This window comes from Devosia yakushimensis (assembly GCF_030159855.1).
GTDB lineage: Bacteria > Pseudomonadota > Alphaproteobacteria > Rhizobiales > Devosiaceae > Devosia > Devosia yakushimensis.
In genome coordinates, this window is sequence record NZ_BSNG01000001.1 from 481,783 (window position 1) to 505,602 (window position 23,820).

General features: G+C 62.2%; 22 protein-coding genes and 1 tRNA gene. 7 read left to right on the plus strand and 16 right to left on the minus strand.

The window, feature by feature from the left end:
- From QQL79_RS02255 to QQL79_RS02265, 3 genes are all read right to left on the minus strand, one after another.
- Entirely contained in the window at positions 1 to 1,146 is a 1,146-nt protein-coding gene (locus QQL79_RS02255) for an ABC transporter permease (RefSeq protein ID WP_370461238.1), read from the minus strand.
- A 56-nt stretch (positions 1,147 to 1,202) separates the two neighbouring features.
- A complete protein-coding gene (locus QQL79_RS02260; RefSeq protein ID WP_284387508.1) occupies positions 1,203 to 2,207 on the minus strand; it encodes an ABC transporter permease in 1,005 nt (334 codons plus the stop codon).
- Positions 2,208 to 2,268: 61 nt separating this feature from the next.
- Positions 2,269 to 4,362: an ABC transporter substrate-binding protein gene (locus QQL79_RS02265; protein ID WP_284387509.1), complete on the minus strand. Its 2,094-nt coding sequence runs from the start codon at positions 4,360 to 4,362 to the stop codon at positions 2,269 to 2,271.
- A 163-nt stretch (positions 4,363 to 4,525) separates the two neighbouring features.
- Here QQL79_RS02265 and QQL79_RS02270 point away from each other — a divergent pair, with 163 nt between their 5' ends.
- Positions 4,526 to 5,455, plus strand: coding sequence for a helix-turn-helix domain-containing protein (locus QQL79_RS02270; RefSeq protein WP_284387512.1), 930 nt, complete (start codon positions 4,526 to 4,528; stop codon positions 5,453 to 5,455).
- Positions 5,456 to 6,159: 704 nt separating this feature from the next.
- Here the strand turns inward: QQL79_RS02270 and QQL79_RS02275 are convergent.
- From QQL79_RS02275 to QQL79_RS02295, 5 genes are all read right to left on the minus strand, one after another.
- Positions 6,160 to 7,401, minus strand: a complete 1,242-nt coding sequence (locus tag QQL79_RS02275) for an MFS transporter (RefSeq protein ID WP_284387514.1) — start codon at positions 7,399 to 7,401, stop codon at positions 6,160 to 6,162.
- 137 nt (positions 7,402 to 7,538) lie between these two features.
- The gene (gene ychF / locus QQL79_RS02280; protein ID WP_284387515.1) at positions 7,539 to 8,636 is read right to left on the minus strand and encodes a redox-regulated ATPase YchF; all 1,098 of its coding nucleotides are present in this window, start codon (positions 8,634 to 8,636) and stop codon (positions 7,539 to 7,541) included.
- A 76-nt stretch (positions 8,637 to 8,712) separates the two neighbouring features.
- Positions 8,713 to 9,231 (minus strand): disulfide bond formation protein B, encoded by a 519-nt coding sequence (locus QQL79_RS02285; RefSeq protein WP_284387517.1) that lies wholly within the window; start codon positions 9,229 to 9,231, stop codon positions 8,713 to 8,715.
- Between the two features lie 76 nt (positions 9,232 to 9,307).
- Positions 9,308 to 10,129: a DUF72 domain-containing protein gene (locus QQL79_RS02290; RefSeq protein WP_284387519.1), complete on the minus strand. Its 822-nt coding sequence runs from the start codon at positions 10,127 to 10,129 to the stop codon at positions 9,308 to 9,310.
- Positions 10,130 to 10,146: 17 nt separating this feature from the next.
- Positions 10,147 to 10,830: an outer membrane protein gene (locus QQL79_RS02295; protein ID WP_284387521.1), complete on the minus strand. Its 684-nt coding sequence runs from the start codon at positions 10,828 to 10,830 to the stop codon at positions 10,147 to 10,149.
- Positions 10,831 to 11,053: 223 nt separating this feature from the next.
- On the opposite strand from QQL79_RS02295, the gene QQL79_RS02300 reads away from it, so the two are divergent.
- A tRNA-Leu gene (locus QQL79_RS02300) sits at positions 11,054 to 11,137 on the plus strand.
- 89 nt (positions 11,138 to 11,226) lie between these two features.
- Here the strand turns inward: QQL79_RS02300 and QQL79_RS02305 are convergent.
- The 3 genes from QQL79_RS02305 to QQL79_RS02315 form a co-directional block, all read right to left on the minus strand.
- Positions 11,227 to 11,841 carry a general stress protein gene (locus QQL79_RS02305; RefSeq protein WP_284387522.1) on the minus strand — a complete coding sequence of 205 codons (615 nt, stop codon included), beginning with the start codon at positions 11,839 to 11,841 and terminating at the stop codon, positions 11,227 to 11,229.
- Between the two features lie 71 nt (positions 11,842 to 11,912).
- A complete protein-coding gene (locus tag QQL79_RS02310; protein WP_284387524.1) occupies positions 11,913 to 12,332 on the minus strand; it encodes a hypothetical protein in 420 nt (139 codons plus the stop codon).
- A 176-nt stretch (positions 12,333 to 12,508) separates the two neighbouring features.
- Positions 12,509 to 13,462: an alpha/beta hydrolase gene (locus QQL79_RS02315; RefSeq protein ID WP_348523166.1), complete on the minus strand. Its 954-nt coding sequence runs from the start codon at positions 13,460 to 13,462 to the stop codon at positions 12,509 to 12,511.
- Positions 13,463 to 13,751: 289 nt separating this feature from the next.
- Here QQL79_RS02315 and QQL79_RS02320 point away from each other — a divergent pair, with 289 nt between their 5' ends.
- Positions 13,752 to 15,107 carry an MATE family efflux transporter gene (locus tag QQL79_RS02320; RefSeq protein ID WP_284387527.1) on the plus strand — a complete coding sequence of 452 codons (1,356 nt, stop codon included), beginning with the start codon at positions 13,752 to 13,754 and terminating at the stop codon, positions 15,105 to 15,107.
- 49 nt (positions 15,108 to 15,156) lie between these two features.
- On the opposite strand, the gene aac(3) is transcribed toward QQL79_RS02320, so the two are convergent.
- From aac(3) to QQL79_RS02335, 3 genes are all read right to left on the minus strand, one after another.
- Positions 15,157 to 15,933 carry an aminoglycoside 3-N-acetyltransferase gene (gene aac(3) / locus QQL79_RS02325; RefSeq protein ID WP_284387529.1) on the minus strand — a complete coding sequence of 259 codons (777 nt, stop codon included), beginning with the start codon at positions 15,931 to 15,933 and terminating at the stop codon, positions 15,157 to 15,159.
- Positions 15,934 to 15,938: 5 nt separating this feature from the next.
- Positions 15,939 to 16,355 carry a winged helix-turn-helix transcriptional regulator gene (locus QQL79_RS02330; protein WP_284387531.1) on the minus strand — a complete coding sequence of 139 codons (417 nt, stop codon included), beginning with the start codon at positions 16,353 to 16,355 and terminating at the stop codon, positions 15,939 to 15,941.
- A gap of 70 nt (positions 16,356 to 16,425) precedes the next feature.
- Positions 16,426 to 16,995 carry a DJ-1/PfpI family protein gene (locus QQL79_RS02335; protein WP_284387533.1) on the minus strand — a complete coding sequence of 190 codons (570 nt, stop codon included), beginning with the start codon at positions 16,993 to 16,995 and terminating at the stop codon, positions 16,426 to 16,428.
- Between the two features lie 167 nt (positions 16,996 to 17,162).
- Between QQL79_RS02335 and QQL79_RS02340 the strand changes: the two genes are divergently transcribed.
- Positions 17,163 to 18,329: a D-alanyl-D-alanine carboxypeptidase family protein gene (locus QQL79_RS02340; protein ID WP_284387535.1), complete on the plus strand. Its 1,167-nt coding sequence runs from the start codon at positions 17,163 to 17,165 to the stop codon at positions 18,327 to 18,329.
- Between the two features lie 207 nt (positions 18,330 to 18,536).
- Here the strand turns inward: QQL79_RS02340 and QQL79_RS02345 are convergent, their stop codons facing one another.
- Both QQL79_RS02345 and QQL79_RS02350 read right to left on the minus strand, forming a co-directional pair.
- Positions 18,537 to 18,764 (minus strand): sulfurtransferase TusA family protein, encoded by a 228-nt coding sequence (locus QQL79_RS02345; RefSeq protein ID WP_284387536.1) that lies wholly within the window; start codon positions 18,762 to 18,764, stop codon positions 18,537 to 18,539.
- Complete coding sequence (locus QQL79_RS02350; protein WP_284387537.1) at positions 18,754 to 19,257, minus strand: CAP domain-containing protein; 504 nt, start codon at positions 19,255 to 19,257, stop codon at positions 18,754 to 18,756. The genes QQL79_RS02345 and QQL79_RS02350 overlap by 11 nt, the downstream gene beginning before the upstream one ends.
- Positions 19,258 to 19,562: 305 nt before the next feature.
- Here QQL79_RS02350 and QQL79_RS02355 point away from each other — a divergent pair, with 305 nt between their 5' ends.
- From QQL79_RS02355 to mctR, 3 genes are all read left to right on the plus strand, one after another.
- Positions 19,563 to 21,665, plus strand: a complete 2,103-nt coding sequence (locus QQL79_RS02355; RefSeq protein WP_284387540.1) for a TonB-dependent receptor — start codon at positions 19,563 to 19,565, stop codon at positions 21,663 to 21,665.
- Between the two features lie 104 nt (positions 21,666 to 21,769).
- On the plus strand, positions 21,770 to 23,143 hold the full coding sequence (mctS, locus tag QQL79_RS02360) for a two-component system sensor histidine kinase MctS (protein ID WP_284387542.1): 1,374 nt from the start codon (positions 21,770 to 21,772) through the stop codon (positions 23,141 to 23,143).
- The gene (gene mctR, locus QQL79_RS02365) at positions 23,140 to 23,769 is read left to right on the plus strand and encodes a two-component system response regulator MctR (protein ID WP_284387544.1); all 630 of its coding nucleotides are present in this window, start codon (positions 23,140 to 23,142) and stop codon (positions 23,767 to 23,769) included. Before mctS ends, mctR begins: the two co-directional genes overlap by 4 nt.
- Positions 23,770 to 23,820: the final 51 nt, after the last annotated feature.

The following is a 23,820-nucleotide window of genomic DNA, read 5'->3' on the forward strand; positions in this document are numbered from 1 at the left end:
TCAATACGGATCGATAGCGTCGCGCAGGCCATCGCCCAATGCGTTGAACGCAAAGACCGTGATCAGCACGAAGATGACGGGCGAGAGGATCCAGGGATAGGAGCCGATGACCGAGAAGGAGCCGGTATCCTGCAGCATCAGGCCCCAGGAGATCAGCGGCGGCTTCACCGCAAAACCCAGGAAGCCGAGGAAGCTTTCAAGCAGCACTACGGAGGGGACCGAAAGCGTCACCGCCACGATGATATGGCTCATCACATTGGGCAGGATGTGGCGGGTGATGATGCGGCCATCGGACGAGCCCACCGCAATGGCGGCGCGCACATATTCGATGCGGGCGAGGGACAGCGTCTTGGAGCGCACTTCCCGGCTCAATTGCGCCCAGCCCAATACCGCCATGACGCCGATGACAAAGGCGATGAAGATATTGGAGGGGGCGGTGATGGGGATGAGCGAGGTCAGCGCCAGATAGAGCGGCAATTGCGGGAAGGCGAGCACGAATTCGACGAATTTCTGCGTCCAGCGGTCAAACCGCCCGCCCAGATAGCCCGAGGTAATGCCCACCAGCGTTCCGACGATAGTGGTGAGGGCGGTAACGATGAGGGCGATGGTGAGCGAGATGCGGGAGCCGACTATGCCGCGCGAGAGAATATCGCGGCCGAATTTGTCGGTGCCCAGCAGATGCAGGGTCTTGGTTGGATCGGTGGGGCCGAAGAAGTGGATATTGGCGGGGATCAGCCAGAGGATGTGGTAGGCATAGCCCTGGACGAAAAAGCCCAATTCGGTGGGGTTTTCATAATCCGGCCCGACAATGGGCTGGAAGGTGATGGGATCGAGTTCTTCGCCCTCGGCAATCGGGTAGATCACCGGGAGCGGGGTGAAGCTGCCATCGGCGTGGAAGAAGCTGATCGTATCGGGAGGTGCAAAGCCGATATTGGGTTGCTTGGGGTCGATCGGTGCGAAGAAATCGGCAAAGACCGCCACGAAGAGCATCAGCGCCACCAGGACGAGGCCCATCATGCCCATGATCGAGCGGCGGAGCCGGCGCCAGACCAGGCTCAGATAGCTTTCGCTATGGGCAAAACGCGGATTGATGGCGGCGGCCGCCGGATGCACGTCGGCCTGCGACTCGTGGGCTGGCGTGGGCATAGCGGTGCCGGCATCGGGGGGCAGGGGGATGGATTGGTCGACGATATCGCGGCTCATCATGCGTCTCCCAACCGAACGCGGGGATCGAGAAGGGCCAGCAACACGTCGGAGATGATGTTGCCGATGATCAGCGTGGTGGCGAGCACCAGCATGAAAGTGGCGGTGACCCAGACGTCGCCCACGGCCATGGAGCCGGTGATGGCGGGGCCGACAGTGGCGAGGCCGAAGACGATGGCGACTTCGATTTCGCCGGTCAGCATATAGGGCAGCACCACGCCCTGATAGGCGACAAGCGGGTGCAGGGCATTGGGCACGGCATGCTTCATCACGGCGGCGCCCTGGCTGAGGCCCTTGGCGCGGGCGGTTTCGATATATTGCGAATTGAGCACGTCGAGCAGATTGGCGCGCATCACGCGCATATTATAGGCCAGGCCGCCAAAAGTGGCGATGGCGATGACCGGCCAGACATGTTTGACCAGGTCGACGAACTTGTCCCAGCTCCAGGGCGCACCGCCATAGCGGGGCGAGAAGAAATTGCCCACATCCTGCACGCCCATGCGGAAGACGAGGAAGTAGATGATGACCAGCGCGAGCAGGAAGCGCGGAACGGTCATGCCCAGAAAGGAGATGAAGCCGAAGAGGCTATCGACCCAGCTATATTGGCGGGTGGCGGCGACAATGCCCATGGTGATGCCGATGACGGAGGCCAGGATGTGGCAGGTCAGGGCCAGCAGGATGGTGGCGGGCAGGCGTTCGGCGACGACCTGGCCCACGGGCTTGTTGAAATAGAGCGAGTGGCCGAAATCGAAGCGGGTGAGGATGCCGGCCATCCAGTTGAGATACTGGACCGGCAGGGGATCGTTGAGGCCATTGGCCTCGCGATAGGCTTCGGCCTGGGCATTGGCGGCCTCGACGGAGGCGCCGCCCTGATTGATGGCCATGGAGCGGATATAGTCGCCATAGTCGCCCGGAGGCGCCTGGATGATGGCGAAGGTCACGATGCTCAGCACGAGCAGAATGGGGATCGCCGACAGGATGCGCGATATGAGGAAACGGATCATCTGGTTCGGCTCATCTTAATCGAGGAGTGGCGAGGGGCAGGGCCCCTCGCCGGGGAGCGTCTTAGTTGCTCTTGATCGGACCGTTACCGGCGCCGGGAGCACCCGGCAGGGTATCGGGGAACAGCTCGTTGGTGGACTGCCGGTCGGTCGGAACATAGAGGCGTTCGCGGATCAGCCCGTCTTCAGCCCAGTTGAACTGCAGGATCGGGGTGCCGGCAGGCACGTTGACGAAGCGCTTGTTGATGATCAGCGCACCCGGATATTGGGTGAGACCGATGCCGTAGAGGTTCTCGGTATAGAGGTTCTGATACTTCTTCATCAGTTCGATGCGCTCGGCCGGATCGGCGGTGCCCACGAAGCTGTTGATGGTAGCGACCATCTCCTGCTCGAAGGGCAGCAGATCCTGGGTGCCATCGGTGCCGGCGCGGTGACCCTGGCTGATCTGGGGACCGGTGGGCGCCAGGTTCTGGGTGTTCTGCACGACGGTAACCAGGTCGGAGCCGTTGCGCAGAATCTGCCAGTCGAACTTGCCAGCCTGATAATTGGCATCACGCTGATTGGCAGCCTGGAACTGGGCGATGACACGAATGCCGAGCCGTTCCATCTGGGCGATCACGCCTTCGGCCAGGCTCTTGTCGGTCTGGTAGTCGGAGGTGGCGAGCAGCGTGATCTCGACATCGGCGCCGCCCAGCACGTCGGCAGGGAAATTGACGAAGCCATTGCCGTCGGTGTCGGTCAGACCGGCCTTTTCCAGCAGCGCCTTGGCGTCTTCCAGTGAGTACGGATAATAGACCGTGGAATCCTTGTCGTAATAGCTGGTGGGCGCCATCAGGCCGCCCGGATAGGGCGAGGTGAAGGGGCCCTTGACGAGGGCTTCACCCAGCGCCTGGCGATCGAGCGCATAGCTGACGGCCTTGCGGAAATCGAGGTTGCGATTGAGCTCACGCACAGCCTGGCCACGGGCATCGGGCTCGCCCCAGCCATTGCCGGAGAGGTTGGGATAGATCGAATAGGAGATGGTGCGAGCGCCGAAGGCGAGACGCGCCGGGGCGCTTTCCTCGGCCGAGCGGCGGAGGGCTTCGACGTAGCTTTCGGGCTGCTCGAGGTTGGAGAGATCGCCCGATCCGGCCACGGCCTGCACGTCACGGTCTGCCCAGGTGGAGAGGCGGTATTGCAGCTCGTTGAGATAGGGGAGCTGGTTGCCGTTCTCGTCGACTTTCCAATAATAGGGGTTGCGGCGCATGACGATGATGTCGTCGGCGCGATATTCCACCGGCACCCAGGCGCCCATGACCGGGATGTTCAGATATTCGGGCGGGAAGGCATTCTTGAACTGGTCATAGGTCGCGCCAGTTTTGTAGGCGGGGTGTTCGGGCTTGAGAATGTGGCTGGGGCCGGGGCAGAAATTGCCATAGGCCATGGCGTAGAGATACTGCGTCGGCTTGACGTCCTTGAACGTCCACTTGACCGTATAGGGATCGATCTGCTCGAGCGTGGTGCCAACGCCAAAGGTCTCGGGTGAGGCGCCATTGAGCGGGGTGACCTGGGGGTCAAGCAGCACGTCGTTCCAATAGAACATGAGGTCTTCGGCATCAAAGGGGTCGCCGTCGGACCATTTGGCGCCTTCGATCAGATGCATGGTCAGCTCATGGCCGTCTTCGGACCATTCCCAGCTCTTGGCGAGGTTGGGAAGGGGTTCGAGTTCCTCGGCCTTGACCTGGAAGAGCGGGCCGGTGCGCGTCAGGCATTCGGAGAGGCCGATATCGATGCCGCCCCAACCCTGGGTCTGGCCGCCGCTATAGTTCCAGCCTTCCGGGCGGCCGCCGATGACATGGCGCATGACATCGCCATAGACGCCGATGCCATCGGGCATGTTGGCAGTCTTGTAGACCATGGGCTCCTTGGGCAGCCGCTCGGCTACCGGCGGCAGCTTGCCGGCATCGACGAAGGCCTTGACGTAGTCGGGCTCGTGATATTCGGGCAATGCCTTGAATTCGAGAATGTCCTTGACCCCGACAAAGGTCGGAACCTGCTGTGCGTCGAATTTCGGCGGATCGGGCGGGGTGGTGGGGGCCACTGTCTGGGCCTGGGCCGCGATCAGTGAAATGCCCAGCATGAGGCCGGCCCCGCCAAGGGCCTTAGCGTAATGTTTCATAATTCCTCCCATGGCAACGGACTGGCGATTGGCCAGGAGCCGAACATTCCAATTCGTGCTCGTCTTTCCGTGCAACGCTTGAATGGTACGCCTTGCCATGGCCGAAACAATCCGGGATGATAGAGACTTCTTCCGGGTTTCTAAGATTTGGATCGTCGTCCACATGGATGAACTCAATGCCGCCGGCGACCTGGTCCGGCTGCCCCGGCAGCGGGCGCCGCGCCCCACGCCGCGGCCCGACCGGAGCTTTTATGCCTCGGGCAAGGCCTTTGGCCGGTTTGGCATGCGGGCCTTCACGCCCCAGCTGATGCCGGCGCCCCATAGCCATGGCCATATCGAGTTCAACTGGCTGACCCATGGCACGATGGACTATGTGTTCGACGGCCGACCGGTGACCGTGAGCGCCAACCGGCTCGTGGCGTTCTGGGCGGGGATACCGCACCAGACTGTGGGATTGAGCGAGGAGGCGATTGCCGGCCGGCAGCACAATATCTACCTGCCGATGGATTCATTCCTGCACATGCCGCAATTGGGACGATTGACCGAAACGCTGATGGGCGGCGGGGTGATCCTGTTTCAACCGGAGGCTATCGGGCTCGATACGCTGGAGCGCTGGCACAGCGATTATCGGAGCGGGAATTCGCTGCGCACCGACATTGTGCGGCTGGAAATCGGCACGCTATTCCGCCGTGCGGCGATCACCGGCTGGGACCTGCTGCTGCCGGCCTGGATCGAACCGGCAGGCAGCCGCACGCGGACGGGCTCGCCGGTGCGCTATGTGGTGCGCATGGTGCGCCATATCGTTGAGAACATCACCGAGCCGCTGACCGCCGAGGATATTGCCGGTGTGGTTGGGCTGCATCCCAATTACGCGACCAACCTCTTCACCAAGGTCATGAGCATTTCGGTGCAGAAATTCGTGGTGCGGATGCGGTTGATCCGGGCACGGTCGCTGCTGTTCGATGGGAACCTTTCCATTGCCAACATTGCCTTTCAGTCGGGCTTTGTCAGCCAGACGCAGTTCTACGAGCATTTCCGCAAGGCTTATGGGATGACCCCGAGCCAGATGCGCAAGGATACGATCGAGGGCTAGGACCAATCGCCATTCACTGATGCTGGCCTGCAAATGGCAGTTTTCTGCGCTTCCGGTGCTCACGTACCCAAACGTACGCTGCGCTCCGGTTCTCGAAAACCACCATTCTCGGCTCAGCCTGAGTGGATGGCGATTGGCCCTAGGGGCTCCTCCTTATCGGACAGCCGAAAACGCCGCCCGGCCCGGCATGGGCGTCGCGGATTTACGGTAACGGGCGGCCATTGGGCCTTCCGAAGACTAAAGAGTGGACCAATGGCCGCCCGTTACGATCCGCTTTTGCATGAGGTCCGGTTCAGGCGGTACCATTATTGCAGGTCCGGCTGCCGAGTTTCCAACCCCAATGGAAAGGCGCCCCTCTCCCACGGCCTCCCCGCCCGGCCCTGCGTCGGGGCCGCGTAACTGGCGGGAATGGGGGTATAGTCGCACGGTTTTTTTGGGCGGGGATAAGTTTTTTGGAAGGGCAGGTTTTGACGCTATTTCGCTCATCCAGCGAAGCAAACAACGTACTCCGGAGCAGCCATTTCAACCGCTCGTGCCGGACCGATGTTGTTCGACGGGAATTTGTTGATCGTCAATATCGCGTTTCAATCTGGGTTCGTGAACCAGAGGCAGTTCTACGAGCATTCCCGCAAGGCTCTATGGGATGACGCCGAGAAGGATACGATTGGGGGTAGACGCTGGCAGCGCGGGGCAGGTTCGCGGGATCAGGTACCCATGCTATTCGTCGATGCCGGGGCTGCGGCAGGCTTGGTGATGCGTTGCGCCAGTATCCAAGTCAGTGCGGCGATTGCCAGCGTGATGGCTCCGCTCACCAGAAATGCGGCTCCAATCTTGAAGACGGAAATAATAACGCTGCCGAAGAAGGGGGCGCTGACCATGGTTGCCGTGACGAAGGCATCGCTCAGCGCGGTGACCCGGCCCATCTTATCCTTCGATGTCTCCAATTGGACGATTGTGCGGTAGGGGATCAGGGCGAACGAATTGGCCACGCCAACGACGAAAAACAGCACGGTGAGAAATAGTGCGGAGGCTGATTGCGTGATGTAGGGCAGAACGCCCGCAAGCATGATCAGAGCGCCAATTGCTGCGCTGGAGACCGTCATGGAAACGAATGCTTTTTGCGTCGTGAGGCTGAGACGTCCCAACAGCAAGGCGCCGGCTATGCCGCCAGCGCCGAGCGCCGCCATTACGGCGCCAAGAAAACTTGCCGGCATGCCCAGGCTATCCAGATAGAGCACGGCAAAGCTGTCATAGAGAAAAGTGGCGAACATGCTGGCGGCAAAATAGACGGTTGCCAGCAGCAGGAGTGGTTGGCCGGTGATTTCTGTCAGTCCCGCCTTGAAGTTTACGAGGAATGTTTCTGAGACCTGGTGGCTCTTCCGGCCTTCGCCTGGCATTTCAAGCAACAAGAAGGTCAGTGCCGCAAAGACCGACAAAGCGGCCGTGAGGACAAAAAGCGATTGACTGCTCAGGGCCAGCAAGAGCGCGCCGCCGAGTGCCGGGCCCAATATGCGCGTGAGCTGGCGGATGGTGAACAGGGTGGAATTGACCGATGTGAGCTGATCGGGGCCGACAAGATTTGGAATTGCGGCTTGAGAGGCGGGCAGGGAGGCGGAGGCGAAACTCGTTCTCAGCGCGACGAGAATGAGCAGAATGATTGGATTGGGCGAAAAGATCATGACGCCACAAATTAATGCCCGACCTATATTGGCACCCAGGTAAACGCTTTTGTGCGGAAAGCGGTCGGTGAGCATTCCGGCCAGCGGCCCGACAAAAAGGCGCGGTGCGGCGAGCGCAATGGCGAACCATGCCAGACCCCAGGCGCCCACTTGCCAATGCGTTAGCAGGGCCACGATTGCCAGATAGTCGATCCAATCCGCAAAGCTCGTCGCAGTAGCGGATAGAAACAATGGAATCAGCCGATGCTGCTTTGGGGTATCAGTCATTGGCGTCCAGTCCCTCCTACAGCGGGGACCGTAACTGCCGCGAAGGGCAAATGGCTAGAATAAAGCTCCCGAGATCTCCTCCCTGTCGAGAGGCCGATGGATGGACTGGCGGATACTCGCCAGTCCCGGCGTGACACTCAGGTATTGAACTTGAACAGCATCACGTCGCCATCCCTAACGACATATTCCTTGCCTTCGTCGCGGGCCTTGCCGGCTTCCTTGGCGGGGACTTCGCCGCCCAGGGTGACGAAATCATCGTAGGCGATGGTCTGGGCGCGGATGAAGCCGCGTTCGAAATCGGAGTGGATGACGCCGGCTGCCGCAGGGGCCTTGTCGCCCTTATGGATGGTCCAGGCGCGGGTTTCCTTGGGGCCGACGGTGAAATAGGTCTGTAGGCCCAGCAAGGCATAGGCCTCGCGGATCAGCCGGTTGAGGCCGGCTTCGTGCAGGCCCAGGGATTCCAGATATTCGGCCTGTTCCGCATCGGGGAGCTGGGCCAGCTGGCTTTCGATTTCGGCGGAGATGATGACGACGCCCGCGTCATGGCTATGGGCATAGTCTTCGACCAGCTTGCTCATGGCGTTGCCGTTTTCGGCCGAGCCTTCGTCGACATTGCAGACATAGAGGGCGGGCTTGGAGGTGAGGAGCTGCAGCTCCTGGAAGGCTTTTTCTTCCTCGGCATCGCGCTTGACGAAGCGGGCGGACTTGCCGTCGCGCAGCAGGACAAGGGCGCGGTCGATCAGCTCGAGGGTGAGCTTGGCGTCCTTGTCGTTCTGCTTGGCCTTTTTCTCGACGCCGGCGCGGCGCTTTTCGAGGCTTTCGAGGTCGGCCAGCATCAGCTCGGTTTCGACCACTTCGGCGTCGGCCAGCGGATCGACCTTGTTGGCGACGTGGATGATATTGTTGTCTTCAAAGCAGCGCAGCACATAGGCGATGGCGTCGCATTCGCGGATATTGGCAAGGAACTGGTTGCCCAGGCCTTCACCCTGCGATGCGCCCTTCACCAGCCCGGCAATGTCGACGAAGCTCATGCGGGCGGGCAGGATATTGATCGACTTGCCGATGGCGGCGAGCTTATCGAGCCTGATATCGGGCACCGAGACTTCGCCCACATTGGGCTCGATGGTGCAGAAGGGGAAGTTCGCGGCCTGGGCGGCAGCGGTGCGGGTGAGCGCGTTGAAAAGGGTCGACTTGCCGACATTGGGCAGGCCGACGATGCCCATCTTGAAACCCATGGGGAACTCCGGAAATTGTTGGCTTCCACATGGTTCGGATGGGCTGAGATGTCAATCCGAACCTGTGGCGGAGCGCCTATGCGGTGCGTTTGTTGCCCCGCCATTGGGCGGCGATCGAGACCAGCAGCAGCACGACGATGCCCGCCGAGATCAGGGCATTGTAGCCGGCGAGCGAAATGCCGAGGAAACGGAACTGGACGACGTCGCAGCCGATGACGTGGGCGTCGTTCATATTGCTCAGGGCGTTGAAATCCATGGGATCGCCGACGCCGGTGCAGGCGGTGGGGCCGGGCCAGAAGCCCCATTCGACCCCGGCATGAAAGCCGCCCATAAAGGTGCCCCAGAGAAAAATAGCGGTGACGATGGCCATGGCGATGTACCAGACGGTCAGCGGCAGCCGGTTCCAGGTCAGCAGCACGAGCAGCAGGATGGGCAGGCCCCAATAATAGGCTAGGCGCTGTTCGAGGCAGAGTTCGCAGGGCACCAGGCCACCGATCAACTGGCTGCCCCAGGCCCCGGCAATGGCGGCCAGGCCCAGCACGAAGGCGATGCCGGCAGTGATCTTGTCGAGCGGCCGAGATTTGGTGGCGGGCATGGCAGATTCCGTATGACGCTTGGCTGCGTCGATAAAACCGAATTGGGGCAATTTCCAGCGGGGAACGGCGATGTGATCAATCGCCGGGCAGGGTGATGCCCAGGGCCTGGCGCAAGGCGATGGCATTGGCGGGGGCGTGGAGTTTGTCCTCGTGGACGAAATAGGCGAAGACGTCCTTGCCGGCCTTGTCCCAGGCGCCGATCGTTCCGGCCCAGTCGGCGATGTCGCTGGTTTCGTAGCCTTGAGCAGCAGGGCGGGCAGGGCCCTGCAGGCGGCAATAGGCGAAATCGGCGGTCAGCGTGCGGGCCGGGTTTTCGACGGTGTCGGCAATGACCTGCGCCACATTATGGCTGGCCAGCAGGTCGCGGATTTCGGGCGTATCGAAGCTGGCATTGCGCAGCTCGATGGCGTGGCGGATGGTGGTGACGCCATCGGTGGCGAGAAAGGGCGGGGTCTTGAGCCGGCCGTCGGCTTCCCCGGCAAGGGCTACATATTGCTCGGGCGTCTTGGGCAGCAGCGCCAGGAAAGCGGCGAAGATGTCGGGCTTGTAGCTGAGATTGGGCGGCAGCTGCCAGATGAAGGGGCCGAGCTTTGCGCCCAGGGCCAAGGGGCCCGAGGCGAAGAAATTGGCCAATTCGGCCCGGCAATCCTTGAGCCGCTTGATATGGGTGACGAGCTGCGGGCCCTTGATCGAGAAGACGAAGCCCTCGCGCGCCTCGCCGGCCCATTTGGCAAAGCTGTCCGGTTTCTGGGTGGCGCGGAAGGTGGCGTTGATCTCGATGGTGCCGAGGCGGGAGCTGGCATAGGCCAGCTCCTTTTTCTGAACGAGCCCTTCGGGGAAGAAGGTGCCGCGCCAGGGTTCGTAAACCCAGCCCGCCGTGCCCGTTCTGATCGTCATGCAATCCCCCCGAGAGGCTAGAACTTGTAGTTCACACCCGCACGGACGACGCTGAAGCGTTGGGTTGCGTCGATATTGCCGCCGGGCAAGCCACTATAGGTCTGGGTGCCCAGATCGACATAGAGGTATTCCGCCTTGACGGTGATATTTTCGGTGGCGGCGGCTTCGAGGCCAAGACCGGCCGTCCAGCCGAGATGGTTCTTGCTCTGGCTGGTGATCACGTCGCCGGGAGTGGTGACGCTGGCCGTGCCGCGGCCCCAGGCAGCGCCCAGGGTCACATAGGGCATGACCTGGCCGAAGACCACGCCGGCGCGGCCGCGCAGGGTGCCATAGGCGTCGATGCCGACCTTGGAATTGCCGACGCCGGCAATGTCTTCGTCATGGCCGATGCTGGCCCAGTTGATGTCGGCTTCGCCACCGATCACGAAGCCGCCCATGTCCACATTGTAGCCGGCCTGGGCACCCAGGTTCCAGCCGCCGGAATTGTTTTCGGTGGTGACGCCGCCGCCGACAGGCTTGCGGGTCAGCTCGCCCCAGCCATAGCCGCCGTTGACGCCGGCATAAAAGCCGCTCCAGTTCGAGACGGAAGTTGGCGAATAGAAGGAGCTGCCGCTATTGCCGCCATTCCAGCCAAGATCGGCGGCGAATGCCGGGGTGGTGACTAGCAGTGCAGTGGCAAGCGCAATGGCCTGGCGATTCATGGTCGTCCTCGTCAGTCGGGAGATAGGTTGATTTTTATGCAAAATGCGACGGAATGAATTAACGCGGCGGTAAGGAACGTGGTTAACGGAGCCGTCTTAACCATATGTCAGCGTTCACATTTTCGAGGGGAGGGCAGAGAGCGGGGTGGCGGCACAAAAGTCGGCCGGCGATGAGCGATGCTGTTGCGGAGCGATGCGAGCTGGGTTAGAGAGCTTGCCTTGTGCCCCTCTGGCGGAATGGTAGACGCAGAGGACTCAAAATCCTCCGCCGCGAGGCGTGCCGGTTCGAGTCCGGCGGGGGGCACCAGTTTTCCCCATAATCGAAGTGACGCGACCCGCGCTTTCTGGTGCCTGGGCTTTTGCGGCATCGGGTTCGCGCAATGCGGGTTCGTTGGATCAGAACGGGCCCTGCAAGTGATCGAGGCCGTGTCGTTCGCGGTCACGGTCGCGGTTGAAGCCGGGGGCGGTGGGGTCGAAATATTGCCAGCCTTCTTCTTCGTAGCGGGCGCGGCGCTCGGCTATGTCGACCTGCTCGGCCTTGACGAAAATGTCCTCGACAATGCCAGCCCTGCTTTCGTCGGTGCGGACCGAGACGACGCTGCCGCCGCGGCGCACGCCTTCGGCAAAGATATGGGCATCCTGTTCATGTATGCCCGAGCTGGTGAGGGCGCCGATGACGCCACCGGTAGCGCCGCCCAAAGCGGCTCCGGCAACCGCGCCAATGGCAGTGGATACCAGCCAACCGGCGGCAATTACGGGGCCCAGGCCGGGTATGGCAAGGGCTCCGACACCGGCCAGCAATCCACCCGCGCCGCCAATCAGGGCGCCGATCCCTGCCCCGGCACCGGCGCCGCCGGCAGCCCTCTCGTCGGTGGTGTCTTCGCCGACCTCGTCGTCAAGGGTGGAGATGACAAGGGAAATCTCATCCTCGGGAAAGCCGGCCGCTTCCAGCGCACGCACGGCCTGTGCTGCCTGGTTGTAGTCGTCGAAAAGGGCGGTCATGGTTTTCATGGCACGTCTCCAATCCAGATGTGTGGACGGAAAACGATGAGACCCGGGCGAGTGTTCCCGAAGGCGTGATCTCAGCCGAGCTTGGCGGCCTTGGCGTAAAGGCGAACCATGCTGAGGGGCATGCCGGGGCGCTGGAAATAGACGCGGGCGCGCAGCTCCGGCTTGCGGCCGCTGCGGAAGAGCCTTGCTCCCAGGGCTTTTTCGGCTGCCGCCTCGGGCGTGGCAACCCCATCGACTACATGTTCGACCGGCTCTGCGCCGCCCGAAGCCAGATCGATCACGCGATAGCTTACGGGCATCGGCTTTTCCTCTTCGGCTTTCTCCTTAGCACAAGCGGGGGCCGAAGGGGTGGGATTGGTGAACTCGATTTCGAGGGCGACCTCGATCGCTTCCTCGATCAGCAGGCCGATCGTGGGGCTCTGAGGATCCTTGGGGAGCGTGAACAGGGCCTGTTCCAGTTGGTCGCGGACCAGCCGTACTTGTTTCGGCATGGGGCCTCTCGGATCGATGGTTGAATTAATCGAAACCCGCCATATTCGCCGGCGCGGACCTTGGTTCGGCTCTCCTGAGCTGTGTGTCGATCGACCTCGAGGATTGCTCATAAAATGCAGCCATCCTGTGGCGGGGAGCAGTGGCTTTTGATTCAAAAGCCAGGGGCCCGCCAATGTCAGCGTGGTGCCTGCCATTGGCTGTCGATGAAGCGCAAGGCATCGCGGATGCTGGTTGACCAGACATCCCAGGAATGGTCGCCATTGGTGACGCGGAATTCGATGGGGCGATTATCCGCCTGCATGGTTTCGTAAAAGGCAATAGCGCCGCGCCAGAGCTTGTGGCTGTCATCGTCGCCCACCGTCAGAAACAGCGCAGGGAGCGCGGTGTCCTCGGCAATGGCGGCAGCCAGCAAGGTGAAGACATTCTGGCTGTTGAAGCGCCTTGCGTCGAAGGGATTGCCGAAGGCGCTGCCGAAATGGGGCGGGACCGGGGGCAGGTCGATGCCGGTGGAAATATCGGCCGGGTCGTTGTGATGGAAATAGGTGCTGTCGATGATCAGCGCCATGGCCTCGGGGGCGAGGTCGAGTTGATCGCTGGGCACGTTCTGCCAGATGGCGCCGGAGAGGCTTGCGGCAGCAGCGAAGAGATCGGGATGGCCAAGCGCAAGGCGAAGAGCGCCGTAGCCGCCCATGGAAAGGCCGGCAATCGCCCGGCCGCCCCGGTCCTTTCGCACCGGATAGGTGGCTTCGATGGCCGCGCGCAGGTCTTTCACGATGGCAGTTTCGGAATCGCCGGGGCCGCCTATGGCGCGGGAATCCACATACCAGCTTTCGGGGCCCGCGCCGGGCATGACCACGAGGGCGGGTTTGATGGATTGGCCCATCATGTCATCGAGCGTGGGCTGGATATGGCCCAGATCGCGCCAGCTGGTTTCGTCGCCGCCCAGGCCGTGCAGCAGGTAGATGACCGGCCAGCCGCTGGGTGGCGGATTGCCGTCGGGGCGATAAATCAGGGCTTTGATCGTGCCGCCCATGCCGGGGCTGGGGAAGGACTGGCTTTCGAGGGTGCCGGCGAGGGCGGGGCACGGCAGGACAAGCAATAGTGCGAGGAGGAAAGCCTTGACCATCATGGGCGACCCGCGGGGACAGACGGGCAGGATAGCGGTGTGGAGGAAGAGCGGCAATGGCGCGGGATTTGGCTCCGCCGGATGGTGTCGTGGGGTGTGCCGTTGACGGCCCCTCGGCGCGGGCGTAGACAATCGCCCGTGTCATTTCCAAGCCTCAAGCGCCCGTCCAGCCGGCACCCGATCTTTTGGGTGTGAAAATGGTCCCCGCAGCTTTTCCCAGTATTTTGGGACGGCAGCTGCGTCCGGGGTCTGACGTGATGCGTGTTTTGTCGAGGTTTTCTGGAGCGTTCTGATGAACCCCATTTCCAAGCCGCTCTGGCAGCGGTTTACGTTTTTCCTGATCCCGTTGATGATCTCCAACATCCTGCAGTCGCTGTCGGGGACGGCCAATGCGGTCTATGTCGGCCAACTGGTTGGCGTGGAGGCCCTGGCGGCCATTTCCACCTTCTTCCCGATCCTCTTTTTCCTGATGAGCTTCATCATCGGGCTCTCCTCGGGCGCTACCGTATTGATCGGGCAGGCCTGGGGTGCGCGCAATGTGGCCAAGGTCAAGCAGATTGCCGGTACGACGTTGACCGCAACGATCGCGCTGGGCGTGGTGGTCGCCATTATCGGGGCGCTGTTTACCCCGCAGATCATGCAGGTGCTGGGCGCGCCGGCCAATATTCTGGGGCTTTCGACCGAGTATGCGCGGATCGTGCTGATCGGCATGCCCGGCTTTTTCGTGTTCCTGGTGGTGACGTCGGTGCTGCGCGGGGTGGGCGATACGGTGACGCCGCTCGTGGCGCTGATCATTTCGCTCATCGTGAGCCTTTTGGTGACCCCGGCGCTGATCCAGGGTTGGTTCGGGCTGCCGCAGCTGGGGCTGCTGGCCGCGGCCTATGCCTTCATCGCCGGGTTCGTCAGCGTGCTGATCTTCCTGTTCATCTATATGCGTGCCCGCAAGATGCCGCTGGCGCCCGATGGGGAGCTGCTGGCGGCCATGGTGCCCGATTTCAAACTGCTGGGGCTGATCCTGCGGCTGGGCGTGCCGGCGGGGCTACAGATGGTGATCTCGTCGATCTCGGCCATCGTTGTCGTCGGGCTGGTCAATGGCTTTGGCTCGGACGCCACGGCGGCCTATGGCGCGGTCAACCAGGTGGTGGGCTATGTGCAATTCCCGGCCATGTCGATCGGTATTGCGGCGTCGATTTTCGGCGCACAGGCCATCGGCGCCGGACAGGCGGGGCAATTGTGGGGGATCACCAAGACGGCGCTGGTGCTTAACCTCATCATCACCGGCAGCCTGATACTGGTTGCCTATCTCTTTTCCCAGCATCTGGTGGCGCTGTTCATCACCGATCCGGCGGTGATCGAGATGACCGAGACGCTGCTGCATATCGTGCTGTGGAGCATGCTGTGCTTTGGCTGGAGTGTGGTGTTTTCGGGCATCATGCGGTCGAGCGGCACGGTGGTGGCGCCCATGGTGATCTCGCTGGCGGCGATCCTGCTGGTGGAATTGCCGGGGGCTATCGTGCTCAGCCGGACGAGCCTGGGGCTGCATGGCATCTGGATCGCCTATGCGGCGAGCTTCAGCGTGATGCTGGTGGCGCAAGCCGCCTGGTATCGCTTTGTCTGGAGCAAGAAGAAGATCGTCGCGCTGATCTAGGTCCAATCGACATTCAGCTGATGCTGGCCTGAGTGAATGTCGATTGGCCCTAGGAGCCGAGACGGTCTTCCAGCCACGTAACGCCGAATGCAATCATGGGCGCGGCCTCCACCAATATGGAAGGGGCCGCGCCGATAGTGCCGCGTTTGCCCTGGCCGGTGGCGAGGAAGGCCTCGACGATGGTGGCGAAATAGTCGTCGGGCAGGCCGTGCGGCGGATCGGCGGTGTCGAATTCCTCGAAATGGCGCCACACAATCTTGCCATCGACGAGAATGGGCGCTTCGTAGCGGCGGAGGCGCTTGTTGGGGAAATCTGCGACATGTTCGGCGTGGTGCAGAAGGGTCATCGTGTCGAGCGGCGCGCCGATCAGCATGGTCTTGCCGCCTGCTTCGACCAGCTTGCCGAAGGGCGATTGCGGGCCGTAGCCGTAGTCGAGCGCGTGATCGGCAGTGAACCACTCGGCCTTGCCGCCAAGCGCGGCGCAGGAGGCGCCGGGATTGGCACTGCGCAAGGCGCCGGGCGTGGTGCGCAGCAATTCGGGGAAGGCGCCATTGTCACGGATAGAGCGAGAGCGCTGGGGATCGAAGGGCGGTATCTCGTCGCGCAGGTCGGCGCGCTGGAGAATGTCGTCATCGGCCTGCCAGTCGCAATAGGCCAGCATGGTGCCTTCGGGACCAACAATCGTCCGAATGGCATCGATCAGCGTGTCGGGACCACCAAGAATTGGTCCAACCTTGCGCAGGGCGGCGTGTACGAGCACGGCGTCGCCTTGCTGTAGGCCGAGTTCGACCAGCTGGCTGGCCAGCTGGTTTTGCGTCCAGAGCATTGGCTTTAGCCTCGGGCGTAGGCGGCCTTGCGGGGTTCGGCGGCCACGGTGGCGTTTTCGCGGGCATCGTAGATGGCGCGGGCGTCGATGATGGCGCCGTGATGTTCGGCCGACCAGTCCCAGAGGCCGCTGATCGGCACCTGCAGGGTCTTGCCCAGTTCGGTCAGGCTATATTCAACGCGGGGCGGCACCTCGGGATAGATGGTGCGGGTGACCAGGCCATCGCGCTCGAGATTGCGCAGGGTCAGGGTCAGCATGCGCTGGGAGACGCCGTTGATCATGCGCTTAAGCTCGTTGAAGCGCAGCGTGCCGTTCTGGCCGAGAATGCCCACGACCATCACGCTCCACTTGTCGCCGATGCGGTTGAGCACGTCGGACATGGCCAGGCAATTGGCGGATTTGGATGTGTCGGTGAGAGACATGACTATGCTTTCGTCTAGAAGAACCTTAGGCACAAATATAGACACGGTTACTGCTTGTGCCTAGGGGGGCTCATCCGGCCCGGTGTTCGGCGCCGTAGAGGCCGAGATAATAGTCCAGATTGCCGTCGCGCAAGCCCAGCGTTTCCAGAACGCCACCCATGAAGCTGACCGGCGCGGTGCCGGGTGCGGTGACGATCCTGCCGTCAATGACGGCCTGGGGCTGGTCTTTGTAGTGCGCGGCGCCGGCATAGCCGGTTGGGGGCAGGTTGTCTGGCGAGTTGGAGGTGTGGGCCACATTGTCGAGAATGCCGGCGCGGGCCAGCGCGAGCGTGCCGTCGCAAATGCCCGCCACGGTCTTGCCGGCGTCACGGGTGGCCAGCAGAACCGCCGCTATGTCGGGCGGGGTTTCACCGGCCCAGGCGGTGCCGCCGCAGACGACGAGCGCATCCAGCCGTGCCGGGTCGATGTCTTCCACTGCCAGGTCCGGGGTGACCTTGAGACCGCCGGCGGAGGTGACCGGCTTGCCGCCGGGCGTAGCGAATTTGGTGTCGATGCCGAAATAGCCGCTGGCGCCGGCATTGAGCAGTGCGGTTTCCCAATCGGCAAAGCCGTCGGCCAGGATGGTGACGATGGCGGTCATGGTCGAATTCTCCCCGTGTCTTAGTCGCCACACTGTTGAACGCTTGTGCTGCCAGATGGTGTCAGGAGCGGTCAAAAGCCCGTCACCAGGGGCCTGGCCGCATTGAGATAGAGGGAGCGCGCTGATAAGAGAAAGCCGCCTTCCCGACATAACGGAGTCTGTGTCACTTGCCGCTTGCCCGCCGTCTTGGTCTGTTCGTCTTTGCCTGTCTTGCCACTCTCGCTGCCGCCCTGGGCGCCGCGCGCGCTACGCCCATGTTGCTGGTCGACATGGACAATTTCGATGTGCTCTATGCGCAGGAAGCCGGCCAGCCGTGGCACCCGGCATCGCTGACCAAGATGATGACGGCCTATGTGGTGTTCGAGGAAATTGCCAAGGGCAGCGTGACGCTCGATACGCCGGTGATCTTGTCGGCCAAGGCGCTCAAGCAGGCGCCGTCGCGCTCGGGCCTGCCGGTGGGCAGTGCCATGAGCCTCAAGGACGCGCTCTATGTGATGATCGTCAAATCGGCCAATGACACGGCCATGGCTATTGCCGAGACGGTCGGGGGGAGCGAAGCGGGGTTCGTCGCCAAGATGAATGACGTGGCGGGCCGCATGGGGCTTACGGCCAGCCATTTCAGCAATCCCAATGGGCTGCATGATCCGGGACAATATATGTCGGCGCGCGACCTGGCGGTGTTGACGCTTTATATCCGGCAGAGCTTTCCGCAATACCTGCCCATGTTCGGTACCGAAGTGGTGCAGGTGGGCAAGGCGAGGCTGGAATCGCAGAATGAATTGCTGACCAAATTCGCCGGGACCACGGGGATGAAGACCGGTTTCGTCTGCGCCTCGGGGCTCAATATGGTGGCGACGGTGGAGCGCGGCGGGCGCCGGCTTCTGGCTATCGTGCTGGGCGGTTCATCGGCCCGCGAGCGCAATGAGCGGGCGGCCGAACTGGTGCTCAAGGGGCTATCGGGGGGCGTGCAATCCAGCGGGCAGACAGTGCTGACCCTCGCCAACAATCCGGGCGCGGCGCCGGTCGATATGCGGCCCAATATCTGCGGCAAGGGATCGCAGGACTATGTGAAGGCGCAGGAAGCAGCGTTTCCGATGGGTCTCAAGGGACAGCCGAGCTATCTGACCGATACGGTGGTGCCCAATAGCTATGTGGCGACCGATCTGGGTCGCATGGCGGTGGGTGTTGCCCTGCCACGTCCGCGGCCGGCGCATGTGCCGATCTTTGCCGTGCCGACGACGGCTGAGGCAGCTCTCGATGGCGGGTTGCGGCCGGGCCTGCCGGTTGCGGCGAGCGGCGATATTCCGTTTCCCCGGCCGCGTCCGGTGTTTTGAGGGGCCGATCTAGTCGGCACCCGTTGAGGGTAATGTTTAGATTGTGCTTGTGACTCACCCCCACCCTTAATCCCTCCCCACAAGGGGGAGGGAGACGAAAGAGCCGTGAGTCCTCAGCCTGCGCCTCCCTCCCCATGATGGGGAGGTCAGCTTTTTCGCTGTAGCGAAAAAGCAGGGGTGGCGTGACGAGAGCCACAAAGGCTCGCCCTAGCTTTTCACGATAGCGAACCGCAGCACATCACCTTCGCTGGTGAGGGTGCAGTCGTGCCTGTTCTGGCGGCAGTAAAGGGGGATATCCACCTTGGCCATCGGATCGGTGGCCAGCACGATAAGGGCCGCGCCGGAGGGGAGGCTAGCGAGCCGTTTCTCCATGCGCAGCACCGGAAGGGGGCATTTTAGCCCCCTGGCGTCGATGAGCTCGGGCTCAGTCGCCAACCACGAGCACCCAATAGACGCCATAGCTGGAGGCCGGATTGAAGGCCATGGCAACGCCGGCCTTGCTGCCTGCCGAAGTCAGGCCAGCCGCATCGGCGGGATTGTTGCGCCAGCCGGAGAAGGTCTCGGCGAAGGTGGCGTAACCGGCACTGAGCTTCATGACACGCAGGCCCTGCGGGGTCTTGGGCGGGGTGCCGGTCTGGGCATATTGGTTGGCGAGGGCCTGGGCGGTGCCATCAAGGCCGGTATCGGGCGCCAGGGCCGTAATGCCATTGGTGGCCCGGTACGCATTGACGATGCCGAGGGCCTGGGCGCGGTCGAGACTGGCGCCGGGCTGGTCCATGCGGGCGCTGAGGCCGGGATGCAGCGCAGCAACGCTGGCGCCACCGCCGCCGCCCATGCTGCATCCGGCGAGCGCGGCGGCTGTCAGCAGGGCCACGGCAAGGTGGGGCAGGGTGCCTGCAAAACGGCGCGGCGTGGCGGGATGCGTCATGGGTATTCCTTCGTCATGTGAGGCGTGAAGTCCGCGATACCTCGCGGCAAATGCGGTTCTACTATGGCGCGTGCCGCAGCAATGTGGTGGGCGGCCGGTATTTCGCCCGATGTTGCGTGGCAAACGTCAATTTTTCGTGCCCGTGCCGGCGGTGTGACAAAAACGTGACGCAAGCTGTGGACGATAGCGGGACACTCTTGCGTGCGCGGGGGGAAGCCCCTATCGAAAAACCTGCCTAAGCCAGTCAACTTTAACGGAGGGGACGACAAGCCAGGGCCTGACCTTGTGACTATGAAGGGGGCTTTATGTCTGTGTCACGCTCCGCGCTGCTGTGCGCGCTTCCCTGCCTGCTGCTGGCGACAACCGCCTTTGGGCAGGAATCCACGCTGTTTTCCGATGAAGTGATCATGCTCGAGCGGTTGATCGTTTCGGGACCCAACCGAACGGAAACCCCGGTCAGCGAGTCCACCGTTTCGGTGACGGTGATCGACGACGAAACCATCGCCAAGCAATCGAGCGTCAATACGCCTATCGGCTCGATCCTGGCCAAGACCACGCCGGGCTTCAGCCAGAGCGCGGAGAATATGACCGATTATGGTCAGTCGCTGCGCGGGCGCAATTTCCTGACGCTGATCGATGGCGTGCCGCAAACCAATACGCTCAACAATAATTTCCGTGGCCTCAATACCATTTCAAGCCTGGCGGTCGGCCAGATCGAAGTGGTGCGCGGCGCAACGGCTGCCTACGGTTTTGGCGCGCCAGGCGGGCTGGTCAACATCATCACCAAGACCCCGCAGGACGATGGGTTCAACGTCGAATATGGCAGCGGCATCAAATTCTCACCGACCGATATCGGTGACTCGATGTCCTATACCGGCGTGGTCAATCTCAGCGGCCGCGATGGCGATGTGGATTTCCTGCTGAACGGAAGTTTCGAGAAGACCGGCAGCAGCTTTACCGCCGATGGCGAGCGCCGCCCGCCCGACTCGTTCGGCTCGCAGGGTGGGCTCGACGATGTCACGGCCTATAATATTTTGGGCAAACTTGGCTACCAGATGGGGTCGAGCCGGTTCGAGGTGATGATCAACCGCTATGACAATGCCCAGAAGAGCATATGGGCGGGGCCGGTGGGCGGCGGAAGCGTCGAGGACAATACCAGCGCTGTCCCGTCACTGGGCAATCTCAATACGCTCACGCCGGGCGTCGACAACCTCACCATCAGCGGCAAATATTCCAATGAGGAAGTGCTGGGCGGCAGCATGAATCTGCAGGTGTTCTACAACCAGAACACCACGACCTTTACCCGCACCGAATTCCTCGGCTTTCAATATCCGCAATATGAGACGGCCTCGGACAAATATGGGGCGCGGCTGACCTTCGATACGCCACTGCCTGTGCTGGGCCCCGACATGAATGTGGTGTGGGGCGTCGACTATCTGCACGACAAGACCGTGGTCAACGACATCGACGGGCCCTCGGGCACGCCCGATGCCACGCTCTCGGGCATAGCGCCTTTTGCGCAGCTCGAAATCGATCTCAACGATACAACGCGGGTTACCGGCGGCGTGCGCTACGAGGCGATGGAGCTGGAGATTCCAACCTTCGTCAATGCCAATGGCTTTACCGTCCAGGGCGGAACGGTGGATGTTGCCGAGCCGCTGTTCAATGTCAGCGCCTCCCATGACCTCACCGAATTTGCGACCCTGTTCGCCGGATTTTCGCAGGGCTACCAGCTGGGCAATCTGGTGCGTTATGCCACCGACAATGATGTGCCCAGCGTGGCATCGCTGGCGGCCAATGGGCAAAAGACCAATAGCTACGAAGCGGGCGTGCGCTTTCATCGCGACAATTGGAACATCACGACCACGGGCTTCTACAGCACCTCGGACAATGGGGTGAGCTACTCGGCCGACCTCGACCTGGTGCTGGCGCCTGAGACGGTCTATGGCATTGAAGTGGCTGGCGAATATGCCTTTGAGAATGGATTGACGCTGGGTGGCACGCTGACCTGGCTCGAAGGCCGCTACGATACCGATGGCGACGGCCAAAACGATTCCGACTTGCCCTCGGACCGCATCGCACCGGCAAAGATCACGGCCTATGCCGAATATGCGCCCAATGACTGGTCGGTCTATCGGCTGATGGGGTTGTTCTCGGGCTATCGCGACCCCGACAGCAGCGAATTCCTAGGGCTGCAGACCATAGAGCCCTATGTGGTGCTCGATGCCGCGGCCGATTTCAAGGTCGGCAATGGCACGCTGACGCTGGGTGTCGAGAACCTGCTCAATGCCGATTATGTGCCGGTGGTGCAGCAGGCCTATTCGGTGCCCGCCTATGGCTATGACGACTATTACAACGTCAAGGGGCCGGGCCGGACCTTCTCGATCAGCTACAAGGGCAAGTTCTGACGGTCTGGGCGGGCGGCGCAACGCCGCCCGCATGCACCCGCTTGCGATAGCGCGCGTTTGGCCGCACAACCACGAGGCTGAATTGGGCCGAAGGGAAAAGTGCGGTGAACCTGCGATATCAGATCCTGGCATTGGCGATCATTCCGCTGATCGTGGCGATCTCGGCCATCACGCTGCTGATTACCTGGCAATCGACCCGGCTGGCGCAGACCAGTATCGATACGTTCGAGAGCAACCTGCTGCAGGCCAAGCAGGATGAGCTGCTGAACCTCACCAATCTGGCGATCTCGGCGATCGACGAAATTTATCAGCGGGCCGGCCCCGATGATGATGCCGCCAAGGAGGAGGTGCGAGCCATCCTGACCCGGCTCGACTATGGGCAGGACGGCTACTTCTTCGTTTATGACTATGACGGCAACAATGTCGTTCATCCGCGCCAGCTCTACCGGCCGGGGCAGAACTGGCTCGCTTTGGTTGATCCCGATGGCGACCATGTGATCGCCAATCTGATCCAGCGCGCCAAAGAGGGCGGAGGGCTGCACCAATATAAATGGGAGAAGCCCTCGGCCGGGTTGATGGCGGACAAGCTGTCATTTGCCGTGGGGCTGGACAAGTGGCGCTGGATGCTGGGGACCGGCGTCTATCTCGACGATGTCTTTGCCCAGACCGCGGCGGCCAAGGCCGAATTGCGCGCCAGTATAGGGCAGACGTTCTTTATCGTGGCGCTGATCGCGGTGCCGGCCGTGCTGATCGTCTTTGCCACCTGCATGCTGCTCAATGCCCGCGAGCGGCGCATGGCCGATGGCAAGCTCAAGCAATTGACGCAGCGGATCGTCGATACCCAGGAAGAGGAGCGCTCGCGGCTGGCGCGGGAGCTGCATGACGGGATTTCGCAGAACCTGATCGGGGTGCGCTATGCGATCGACCTGGCGCGGCGCAAGGCCAGCAATGACAGCGCCGATGCCATAGGAGCCATCGAGCGGGGCGCCGAAGCGCTTAACGGAGCCATCAAGGAAGTGCGGCGGCTGTCACACGACCTGCGGCCGCGGGTGCTGGACGATCTGGGACTGAGCCCGGCGCTCGAGGCGCTGTGCCATAATTTTTCGGAGCGGACGGGGATTGCGACACGGCTCGAATGCAGCGGCTTCAAGGCGCGGCCCAAGGCCGAGGCGAGCACGGCGCTCTACCGGGTTGCGCAGGAAGCGCTCAACAATGTCGAGCGGCATGCGGGCGCGCGAAATGTGTCGATCACGCTGGCCAGCCCCAAGGGGCGGGTGCAGATGATCATCGAGGATGACGGCAGGGGCTTTGCCGAACAGGGCGGTTCGGGTGGGCTGGGGTTGCGCAACATGCAGGAGCGCATGGCCCATTTCGGTGGCCTATTGCTGATCCAGACATCGGCGGAGGGAACCAGGTTGCAGGCGAGCCTGCCGAAATCGGCAAACCTGCCGCAGGCGCCGCTGAGCGAGGTCGCATGAGCCAGAAGCCGATCAAGGTGCTGCTGGTCGACAACCACCCGCTGGTGCTCGACGGGCTCAAGGCGATCCTGGAGACATTCGAGCATATCGAGGTGGTGGGTGTCGCCGGACTGGCGCTTGCAGGGCTCGACATTGCCCGTGCGAGCCGGCCGCAGGTTGTGCTGATGGATATCAATATGCCGCATGTCAACGGCATCGAGGCGCTGGAGCTGTTCCGCGAGCAGGTGCCCGAGGCGCGGGTGCTGATGCTCTCCATGCATGACAGCCGGGAATATATCTCGACCTCGGTGATGCATGGCGCTTCGGGCTATGTGCTGAAAGACGTTTCGACCGAGGAGATCGTTTCGGCCATCGAAACCGTGGCGGCAGGGGGCACCTATTTTTCGTCCGGCGTTTCCGACGTATTGCTCGAACGCCGCTCGGCCGAAGCGTCGCAGCCGCTGACGGCGCGCGAATATTCGGTGCTGCTGCTGATCGCCGCCGGACAGAGCAACAAGCAGGTGGCCGAAGCGTTGTCGATCTCGGCGGCGACGGTGGAAACGCATCGCAAGAAGATCAAGAAGAAACTCGGCGTTTCTTCCACGGCGGGACTTACCCGTTATGCCATCGAGAATGGATTGGTCTGAAAAACCGGGGCAGGGCAGTCCTATACCCAATAGTGGGTAGGCTCCTGCATT